General features: G+C 70.1%; 11 protein-coding genes. 5 read left to right on the top strand and 6 right to left on the bottom strand.

What is annotated here, in order from left to right; translation table 11 throughout:
- Positions 1-8 precede the first annotated feature (8 nt).
- Positions 9-554 (top strand): CDP-diacylglycerol--glycerol-3-phosphate 3-phosphatidyltransferase, encoded by a 546-nt coding sequence (pgsA, locus tag VNM44_RS03825; protein ID WP_325622805.1) that lies wholly within the window; start codon positions 9-11, stop codon positions 552-554.
- Here pgsA and VNM44_RS03830 read toward each other — a convergent pair.
- The 6 genes from VNM44_RS03830 to VNM44_RS03855 are packed head-to-tail and all read right to left on the bottom strand — an operon-like array spanning position 503 to position 4,254.
- Positions 503-733: a hypothetical protein gene (locus VNM44_RS03830; protein WP_325622807.1), complete on the bottom strand. Its 231-nt coding sequence runs from the start codon at positions 731-733 to the stop codon at positions 503-505. The two genes, pgsA and VNM44_RS03830, sit on opposite strands and share 52 nt — an antisense overlap.
- Positions 734-742: 9 nt before the next feature.
- Complete coding sequence (locus VNM44_RS03835) at positions 743-1,780, bottom strand: ABC transporter ATP-binding protein (RefSeq protein WP_325622809.1); 1,038 nt, start codon at positions 1,778-1,780, stop codon at positions 743-745.
- Positions 1,720-2,505 (bottom strand): ABC transporter permease, encoded by a 786-nt coding sequence (locus VNM44_RS03840; RefSeq protein WP_325622811.1) that lies wholly within the window; start codon positions 2,503-2,505, stop codon positions 1,720-1,722. Before VNM44_RS03840 ends, VNM44_RS03835 begins: the two co-directional genes overlap by 61 nt.
- Before the next feature lie 41 nt (positions 2,506-2,546).
- Positions 2,547-3,299, bottom strand: coding sequence for a molybdate ABC transporter substrate-binding protein (gene modA, locus VNM44_RS03845; RefSeq protein ID WP_325622813.1), 753 nt, complete (start codon positions 3,297-3,299; stop codon positions 2,547-2,549).
- 8 nt (positions 3,300-3,307) lie between these two features.
- Positions 3,308-3,880 (bottom strand): ferritin-like domain-containing protein, encoded by a 573-nt coding sequence (locus tag VNM44_RS03850; protein ID WP_325622815.1) that lies wholly within the window; start codon positions 3,878-3,880, stop codon positions 3,308-3,310.
- Entirely contained in the window at positions 3,877-4,254 is a 378-nt protein-coding gene (locus VNM44_RS03855; RefSeq protein WP_325622817.1) for a TOBE domain-containing protein, read from the bottom strand. Before VNM44_RS03855 ends, VNM44_RS03850 begins: the two co-directional genes overlap by 4 nt.
- Before the next feature lie 122 nt (positions 4,255-4,376).
- Between VNM44_RS03855 and VNM44_RS03860 the strand changes: the two genes are divergently transcribed.
- The 4 genes from VNM44_RS03860 to VNM44_RS03875 all read left to right on the top strand — a co-directional run.
- On the top strand, positions 4,377-5,381 hold the full coding sequence (locus VNM44_RS03860; RefSeq protein ID WP_325622819.1) for an extracellular solute-binding protein: 1,005 nt from the start codon (positions 4,377-4,379) through the stop codon (positions 5,379-5,381).
- Positions 5,374-6,246, top strand: coding sequence for a sulfate ABC transporter permease subunit CysT (cysT, locus tag VNM44_RS03865; protein ID WP_414652952.1), 873 nt, complete (start codon positions 5,374-5,376; stop codon positions 6,244-6,246). Before VNM44_RS03860 ends, cysT begins: the two co-directional genes overlap by 8 nt.
- On the top strand, positions 6,239-7,030 hold the full coding sequence (locus VNM44_RS03870; RefSeq protein WP_325622825.1) for a sulfate ABC transporter permease: 792 nt from the start codon (positions 6,239-6,241) through the stop codon (positions 7,028-7,030). Before cysT ends, VNM44_RS03870 begins: the two co-directional genes overlap by 8 nt.
- On the top strand, positions 7,030-7,881 hold an 852-nt coding region (locus tag VNM44_RS03875; protein WP_325622827.1), incomplete at its 3' end, for a sulfate/molybdate ABC transporter ATP-binding protein. The genes VNM44_RS03870 and VNM44_RS03875, both read left to right, overlap by 1 nt.

Here is a 7,881-nt window from a genome sequence, read left to right on the forward strand (position 1 = left end):
CCCGAACCGTGACGCTGCCCGACCAGTTGACGCTCGCGAGGGCGTTTGCGGTCCCGGTCGTGATCGTCCTCTTCGCCTGGGACTTCGAGGATCACCTGTACTGGGCGACCGGCGTCTTTGTCATCGCGATGGCGACCGACCAGGTCGACGGCTGGCTGGCACGCCGGCGCAACCAGACGTCGGCCTTCGGGTCGCTCCTCGACCCGATCGCGGACAAGGTCCTCGTGCTCGCCGCGCTCGTGATGCTCGTCGCCGAGGGCGTCGCGCCCGCGTGGATGGTCGCGGCGATCGTCGCTCGCGAGGTCGCCGTGTCGGGCCTCCGGCTTGCGGCGATCGAGCGCGGCGTCGTGATGGGCGCGCGCGACCTCGGCAAGCTGAAGACCTGGGCGCAGACGCTCGCGGCGACGCTCGCAGGGCTCCAGGCGGCCGGAGCGTGGGATGCGGACGTCGCGTGGTGGGCGCTCCTCGTCGCAACGCTCCTGACGTGGATCTCGGGGCTCGACTACGCGCGCGTCGCCCCGCGGGTGCTCCGCGGCGAGGGCGCAGCCTCGTAGGCCGGCGACGGCCGCGCGACCGCGGGAGCCCGCTCCACCGCCTCCGCCAAACCGGCGCGCCACCACGCGCCGTCGCTGAGTCGAGGCGGCTCGAGCGACAAGCCGACGGCCACCGCCGCGCGCGCGACGACGTCGGCGCCGAGCGCGTCGTCGGGCGGCGGAACGAGCTCGAGCGCCACAGAGCGAGGCTACGCGAGCGGCACCAGGCGCGCCGCAGTCGCCTTGAACGACGCCACGACGACGTCGCCCTCCTGGAGCGCGAGCCGGTCGAGCGACGCCGAGCTGATCTCCGCCACGAGATCGCCTACCCGTACGCGGGCCCTGTTTCCGAGCGGCACGACCGAGGTGATCGCCCCGCGGAAGTGGTTGAGCGACGAGTCGTCCGGTGTCTCGCGCGCGAGAGCGACCTCCCACGCGTGGATCGCGACGCCGACGCGGCCGGTCGCGGCGTCGGTGCTCCACGCGGAGCCGCCGCCGTCGAGGACGACCTCCGTGAGGCCGTCGGGCGCCGCGCGGGCCACGCCCGGCAGCAGGCTGGCGCCGGTGAGGCTCGCGACGAAGGCGTCGCGGGGCTCGGCGACGAGGCCCGCGGCGGGGCCTTGCTGCACGATCCGGCCGCCGACGATGACGCCGACGCGGTCGGCGAGCGCGGCCGCGTCCTCGAAGTCGTGCGTGACGACGATCGTCGGGAGGCCGAGCTCGCGGAGCAGCTCGTGCAGCTCTCCTCGCACGGTCGTCTTCGTGTGCGCGTCGAGCGCGGACAGCGGCTCGTCGAGCAAGAGGGTGGCGGGCCGCCGGGCAAGCGCGCGGGCGAGCGCGACGCGCTGCCGTTCGCCGCCCGAGAGCTCTCGCACGCGAGCGCGGGCGAGCGCGCCGATCCGGAACCGCTCGAGCAGCTCGTCGATCGACGCGCCTCGCGGCGCGCCAAATCCGACGTTCGCCGCGACGTCCAGGTGCGGGAAGAGCGCGTACTCCTGGAACAGGTAGCCGACGCGCCGCTGCTCGGCCGGTCGCTCGAGGCCGGCGCTCGTGTCGAGCCAGGTCTCGCCGTCCACCGCCACCATCCCGCGATCGGGGCGGAGCAAGCCGGCGACGACCCTGAGCGTCGTCGTCTTCCCCGCCCCCGAAGGGCCGACGAGCGCGAGCGTCTCGCCCGCGGCGACGGTCAGCTCGACGTGCGCGTCGAAGGGGCGAAGGGAATGGGAGTAGTCGATCCGGAGCGCCATCGGGTGAGCAGCTTGACGGAGAGGAGGACGGTGCCGCTGACGATGACGAGGAGGGCACTGATCGCGAGCGCCACGTCGAAGTCGAGATCGAACTGCTCGTAGATCGCCAGCGAGAGCGTCTGGGTCCGGCCTTCGAGCGAGCCCGCGAACATGATCGTCGCGCCGAACTCGCCGATCCCACGCGCGAACGCGAGAGCGGCACCTGCGCCGAGGCCGCCCGCAGCGAGCGGAAGCGCAACGCGGAAGAAGACACGCCCCGGGCCCGCGCCGAGCGTCCTCGCCGCCGCGGGCAGGGCCGGATCGACCGCCTCGAAGGCCGCGACCGCCGTCCGCACGTAGAACGGGCTCGCCACGAAGGTCACCGCGAGGACGACGGCGGTCTGCGTGAACGCGATGTCGATCCCGAGCGCGTCCATCGTCCCGCCCAGCAGCCCCAGGCGCCCGAATGCGGCGAGGAGCCCGATCCCGGCGACGGCCGGCGGCAGCACGAGCGGGAGCTCCACGAGCGTTACGACCACGTCCCGAAGGCGGGGCTCACGAGTGGCGATCCAGTACGCCGCGGGGGTGCCGAACGCGAGGATCAGCGCCATGGAGACGAGGTTCGTCTTCACCGTGACGACGAGCGCGTCCTTCGCCGCCTCGGTGCCGAGGGCCGACAGCAGCTCGCCGGGGGGAACCCGTGCGAAGATCGCCACGACGGGTAGCACGAGGAACGCGAGCGCCACGCCCGTCGCGAGGACGAGCGCGGAGCGGAAGAGGAACCGCCCTACGTCGATGGCTTCGGCACCGGCAGGAAACCGGCATTCTCGAGCGCCGTTTGGCCTCTCGCCGACCGCAGCATGGTGATCCACGCCCGGGCCGCAGCCTTGTTCGGCGACTTCGAGACCACGGCGATCTCGTAGCGCACGCGCGGCTGAGCCCAGGCGGGGATGCGAACCACGGTCACCTGGTCGCTGACGGGACGCGCGTCGGTCACGTAGACGAACCCCGCGTCGGCCTGGCCGAGCGCAACCTTGCCCGTGACGGCCTTGACGTCGGACTCGCGACTTACGACCTTGCTCAGCACGCCGGAGAGCCCCATCCTCCTCAGCACCGTGAGGGTGTACCCGCCGACCGGCACCGCGGGAGCCGCGACGACGAGCTTGACCGGCTTCGAGCGCAGGTCGTAGATCGACCGTATGCCGGCCGGATTCGACTTCGGGACGATGAGCGCGAGCCGATTGGCGGTGAACGTCACCGGCTTGTCGACGATGCCCGCCTTGTACAGGCGCTGCGTGTTGAGCGGCGCAGCCGACGCGAAGATGTCCGCCGGGGCGCCGTTCCGGATCTGCGTCTCGAGCGCGTTCGACCCGGCGAAGCTGTAGTTCGGTGCGGGATCCAGGACCTTGAACACCTGTGTCAGCGACGCCGCCGCGTAGATCGTCAGCGGGGACGCCGCGGTCGTACGCGCGCTCGCCGCGGTCGCGGCGAATGCGGTGACGACGAGCGCCAGGACGAGCGATGCGAGGCGGTGGCTCAACGAATCTCCTAACCGAGGTACGACTCGAGCGCCGCGCTCGCGGCCTCGAGCTCCATGGCGACGGGAAACGGCTCCAGGCGCGCGCCGGCCGGGCCTGCGAGGGCGCCGATCTGCTGGCCGAGGCTCGCGCCGAGGCTCGCGTAGAGCACGCGATACGTCGGCACCGCGACCGTCGCAGCAGCGCTCTGATAGGCGCCGAGGGTCGGTCGCAGAACAGCGAGGCCCGTCCTGCGCGCGTTCGCTGCGGTTGCGAACGCGTTCGTCGGCCACGCGAAGTCGAAGTCCTCGGCGGCTGCGGGCGTGTCTCCGGCGCCCGTGACGAGATCGCCGAGCGCGCGAGCCTGGGCGAGCGACCCGGCCCGATTGCTGCGGAGCTTCGGCCGAGCGCCCGCGCCGAGCTTGCCCGACTCCGCCGCCCGCAGGTAGTAGTCGGCCGCGAGGAACGACGCCGCGAGCCCGAAGTTCGCGTAGGCGAGCTCGTCGTCGCTGGCGGCAGGAGCCGCAGGCACACGCACCGTCGCCAGAGCGACCCCTCCCGCGGCGACCCCGAGCAGTCGGCGGCGACTCAGGAGCCTCGTCACCGTTCCACCATCACGCTCGTCGACTTGACGACTCCCGCCGCGCTCACGCCGGGAGCGAGGCCGAGCTCCTCGACGGACTCGCGGGTCACGATGGCGACCACGCGCGCGGGCTCCGTGACGTCGATCTCCACGCGGGCGAGAAGACCGTCGGTCTCGACCGAGCGGACGATCCCACGGAAGCGGTTGCGCGCCGTCAGTCCCTCTGTGCCCTCCGCGCCGCGGAGCCGTTCGACCTCCGCGGCCGGGACGACGCGCCGGTTCGCCGCGTCGCGCTCGACACGGAGCTTGCCCTCGCGATCCCAACGCCGAAGCGTGTCGAGGCTGATCCCGAGCGCTCGCGAGGCCTGTGCGGCAGTCAGGGTTTTCCTAGGCATTGCCTATTCAATACCACAGACGAGGACGCTCACGGATCATGTGCGGGTCACGCTAATGCCTGGAATATGATTTGCTAATCTCCATCACCCTGATGGAGATTGCAGAGAACAGGAGGAGCCCGATGCGAGGACGTCTCGTCGCGACGGTACTGACCCTTGCCCTCGGAGCCGCGGTCGCGGTCGCCGCCACCGCGAGCGCCGCCGACAGGAGCTCGAAGGGCGTGACGCTCAACCTCGTCGCGTACTCGACGCCGCGGCCGGTGCTGACGAAGCTGATCGACGAGTTCCGAAAGACGCCTGCAGGCGCCGACATCAGCATCCGCGCGTCCTACGGCGCCTCGTCGGCCCAGGGTCAGGCCGTCGCGAACGGCCTTCCGGCCGACGGCGTGATCCTCAACACCGGCAACGACATCAACGATCTCGTCGACAAGGGCCTGATCAGCCCGAACTGGGACAAGCAGAGCCACAACGGCGTGGTCTGGAACTCGGTCGTCGTCTTCGGCCTGCGTAACGGCAACCCGAAGAAAGTCAAGGGCTGGAACGACCTGACGAGGCCCGGCGTGCAGGTGGTGACGGTGAACCCGTTCACCGGCGGGATCGCCAAGTGGAACATCCTCGCCGGCTACGTCGCGCAGCGCCGCCTCGGGAAGACCGACAAGCAGGCAGTGGACTACCTGCGGACGTTCTACAAGAACAACGTCGTGTCGCAGGACTCGTCGGGGTCGAACGCCACGAACACGTTCCTCTCCGGCAAGGGCGACGTCCTCCTCACGTTCGAGAGCGAGGCGATCAACGGGAAGATCCCGTACGTCATCCCGCGCCAGACGATGCTGATCGACGTCTACATCGCGGCCATCGAGAAGAGCCAGAACAAGGCGGAGTGGAACGCGTTCTCGCGGTTCCTGAAGACGTATCCGGCCCAGAAGATCCTCGCCGAGAACGGCTACCGCCCGGTCAACAAGCAGGCACTCACGGAGTCCCGCCGCAAGTTCCCGGTCCGCCCGGGCGAGACGAAGATCACGAGCAGGCTGCTCGGCGGCTGGCGTGCGGTCGACAAGAAGTGGTTCGACCCGAACAGGAGCATCATGCAGGGCATCGAGCAGTCGCTCGGAGTCTCCACTGGCTAGCACCGTCACCGGGGCGCCGCGCCTCCCGGCGCCGACGGCGCGTCGCGGGGAGACAGCCACCAACACTCTGCCCCTGCAGGTCGGCTTCGTGACGACGTTCCTGCTCGTCGTCGTCGTGCTGCCGATCGCGGCCGTGATCTCGAAGTCGACCGGCAACGGCTGGTCCGGGTTCTGGGAGGTCGTCTCCTCCCCGCAGGCCGTCGCGGCCCTGAAGCTCACGCTGGTGATCTCGACGCTGGCGGTGCTGACGACCGCGGTGTTCGGCACGGTCATCGCGTGGGTCCTCGTGCGGGACGAGTTCCGCGGGAAGAGCGTCGTGAACGCGATCATCGACCTGCCGTTCGCGCTACCGACGATCGTCGCGGGGCTCGTGATCATGGCGCTCTACGGGCCACGCACGCCGCTCGACGTCACGATCGGCTCGTTCCACTTCGACGCCGACGTGACCTTCACGCGCGGCGCGATCTACGTCGCGTTGCTGTTCGTCACGCTCCCCTTCGTCGTCCGCACCGTGCAGCCCGTGCTCATCGAGCTCGATCAGGAGCTCGAGGACGCCGCGAAGTCGCTCGGGGCGGGCAGCTTCACCACTTTCCGGCGCATCGTGCTGCCGGGCATCCTCCCGGGGATCCTGTCCGGCGTCGCGATGGCGTTCGCGCGCGCGGTCGGGGAGATCGGGGCAATCGTCCTGATCGCGGGGAACCTCCCCTTCAAGACGGAGGTCGCCTCCATCCACCTCTTCTATCGGATCGAGCAGGATCCGGAAGGCTCCGCGGCGATCGCGGTCGTCCTGCTCGTGATCTCCTTCTCCGTCCTGCTCGGCATCGGCGCGCTTCGCTGGCTCGTCACGAGGCACGAGCGTGGGTAGGCTCTCGCTCCGCTTCGTCGCCCTGGGCTACCTGACGCTCATTCTCGTCGGGCCGCTCGCGATGATGGTCTGGCGCACCGCCGAGGACCTCGACGGCGCATGGACCGCGATCACGCATCCCGACACCGTCGCCGCCTTCGCGCTGACGCTGAAGGTCGCGGCCATCGCCGTCTCCGTGAACACCGTCTTCGGGATCGTGTGCGCGCTCGTGATCGTCCGCGGCAACATCCCCGGCCGGGGGCTCCTGAACGCCTTCATCGACCTCCCGCTCGCGCTCTCGCCGGTCATCGTCGGCTTCTCGCTGATCGCGCTCTACGGCGTGAACGGCTGGTTCGGCTGGTTCCAGCGAAACGGCTTCGAGATCCTCTTCGCGACGCCGGGAATCGTGCTGGCGACGATCTTCGTCACGCTCCCGTTCGTCGCGCGCGAGGTCGTGCCGACGCTGCGCGAGATCGGCACCGAGCAGGAGCAGGCCGCCCAGACACTCGGCGCGTCGGGGTGGCAGACGTTCTGGCGGATCACGCTTCCCTCGATCCGTTGGGCCGTCGTCTACGGCGTCGTCCTCACCACCGCGCGCGCGATCGGCGAGTTCGGCGCGGTCGCCCTCGTGTCGGGGAACATCGCGGGCCAGACGCAGACGGCGACCCTTCGGGTCGAAGACGCGTACCAGTTCGCGTACGGGAACTACGCCCCCGCGTACGGCATCTCGTTCGTGCTCGCGGCGACGGCGATTCTCATTCTCGTCCTGATGATCGTCCTCCAACCAAAGGGAGCCCGACGCTGATGTCGATCTCGATCCGTCACATCACGAAGCGCTTCGACGACTTCGTCGCTCTCGACGACGTGTCGGTGGACGTCGGGAAGGGATCCCTCACCGCCCTGCTCGGCCCGAGCGGGAGCGGCAAGTCGACGTTGCTGCGAATCGTCGCCGGGCTCGAGGCGGCAGATCACGGCGCCGTCTTCATCGACGGGCAGGACGTCACCGCCCGTCCGCCGCAGAAGCGCGGGGTCGGCTTCGTCTTCCAGCACTACGCCGCCTTCAAGCACATGACCGTCCACGACAACGTCGCCTTCGGCCTCGCGATCCGCAAACGACCCAAGGCGGAGATCGCCGAGCGCGTGAACCAGCTGCTCCGGCTCGTCCAGCTCGAAGGGCTCGCCAAGCGATATCCGTCGCAGCTCTCGGGCGGGCAGCGGCAGCGGATGGGTCTCGCCCGGGCCCTCGCGATCGACCCGGCCGTGCTCCTCCTCGACGAGCCGTTCGGCGCGCTCGACGCCCGCGTCCGTGCGGAGCTCCGCGACTGGCTGCGGCGGCTGCACGACGAGACGCACACCACGACGGTGATCGTCACGCACGACCAGGAGGAGGCGATGGAGGTCGCCGACCAGGTGGCCGTGATGAGCGAGGGGCAGATCGAGCAGGTGGGATCGCCGCGTGAGGTCTACGAGCAGCCGGCGAATGCGTTCGTGATGACGTTCGTCGGCCAGGCGCACCGGCTCGGCGACACGTTCGTGCGCCCGCACGATCTCGAGGTGACGCTGGAGCCGAACGGCTCGACACGCGAGGTGATGATCGACCGCATCGTCCACTTCGGGTTCGACGTCCGGCTCGATCTCGTCGGCGGCGACGGCGAG

Origin of the sequence: Gaiella sp. (assembly GCF_035558935.1) — a bacterium.
In the GTDB taxonomy this organism is placed as follows: Bacteria; Actinomycetota; Thermoleophilia; order Gaiellales; family Gaiellaceae; genus Gaiella.